The sequence below is a fragment of the Kitasatospora sp. NPDC059747 genome, assembly GCF_042732955.1.
Lineage (GTDB): Bacteria > Actinomycetota > Actinomycetes > Streptomycetales > Streptomycetaceae > Kitasatospora.
On sequence record NZ_JBHWGV010000279.1, the window covers coordinates 1 to 1631 of the forward strand.

General features: G+C 53.5%; 1 protein-coding gene. It reads right to left on the minus strand.

Annotated features, from left to right (window positions below; all coding sequences use genetic code 11):
• Window positions 1–1426: hypothetical protein (locus ACFV4G_RS43495; protein ID WP_380449205.1), on the minus strand; the 1426-nt coding region annotated here is incomplete at its 3' end.
• Between the last annotated feature and the right edge of the window lie 205 nt (window positions 1427–1631).

Sequence of the window (1631 nt, forward strand, 5' to 3'; positions counted from 1 at the left end):
GTTCGAAAACTCTCAGGGCAACAAAGGGCCCGAATTGAATCTCAACCCTGGCTCCCCAAGGAATTGACCATTGGCGAGCTTCCTGAGCTTCACGCAGGAGCTGTAGGGCCCGTTCGTAGGCTTCCTCGACAGACCCCTCAACTCGAACCGACTCCAGCGCTTTGTTCACAACACTCACCGGTGCGGGCAAATCAGTAGGGCCAAACCATTCTCCAGCATCCAACAGATCTACGAACTCCAATCCACTGTGCCAGAGAGTGTCTATGTCCTCTCTCGGGCACGACGCATCCAGTGGGATGGTTCGCAAACCTAATTCAGAATTACCGAGGTTTTTTAGCCACGGCCTTTTTGTTCCTAAATCGGTGATCTTAGGGTCTAGTAACGCAGCTTCCAAGCTGTGCTGTAACGCTCCTGCGATAAGAAAGTCGCCAGCTTCATGCAGACGCCCCATGAAACTTGCTGAAAACGCGAAAATATCAGCCGGGGTATTGAGTAGGGAAACAGCAGCCTCGTGCGCCAGTTTTGCATCGGAGTCAGTGCCTAAAACTCTTTCGAGCCAACACTTCAATGTGAAGTGTCGCTGGAGCAGTTCACCTACGGCGTCGTCGATGACCCCGCCATAGCACCACTCGCCATGCTCATCAAAAATACAGGGCTGTTCGCCCGCCTCAGTGCGCTGCCGGATGGCGAGAATAAACCCTGCAGCGCGCGCACGTTTATGATGGAAGTGCTTTGCCCAATTAGCAGTTTTCCTGTCAGTTTCCTCTAGGTCACTGGTCCACGGGCCGTTGCCTTGGAGCGTCGCCCACACATCACTAACTGGGTCAGCCCATAACGGAACCTCATTGTCCCAGTCACGATTTGTTCTCTCCCTGGCATCGAATCGGGCGCCCTGTCTCGAATAGGGTATTCCTGGAATAGGAAACGTCCATTGACGCTGCAATGCCCGAATAGAGGGAACACGAGGCCCTTTTGACTCACCCACCGAGAAAACTGCGTCAAACCAACCGCTGTAAGTCCCGGTTGGATGCGCCATGCACACTCTGAAGCGCCCGCTTGTTCGAAAGGCGCACACCACAGCGTCTTCGGACGGAGCCATCCAGCGAACATGAGGAGTGGGCTCCTTCAAGCCCATAGCCGTAAGACTGAAAATGCACGACGGAGATGTGTTCCATCTCCAGCCAAGCAGACCGACTCGACCAGCCTGTCGATAAAGGGCAGGACGCTTGATGTCGCGTGTGACCAACACGATCCAAGGTACGCCATCCTCGGAGATGCCTGATGGCCCGAAATAAAGCTGTCCGATGGATGCGTGAAGGAAAGGAGCAACTACTTTGAGAAGCGATTCTCTTGGGATGGGCTGATAAGGTGTAGGGCTGCCAAAAGCGACCGGCAATTCCTTCTTGAGCTCTTCGTCATCGTCCATGCGTGTATCAATCATCCCGAACACCGTTTTACTGGCGCGGCGGACCTTCCGGTCAACACAAACACTATTAAATCGCTACCGAGCCAGCGGTACCGGGCTACACAAGCGGTCCATTACCAATCAGTGAAATCAAGAATATTCGCTTTCCTAAAGAGATCTAAATTCTCATTGAGCAGGATATGCTGCCAGAATCTCTCGACCGCCC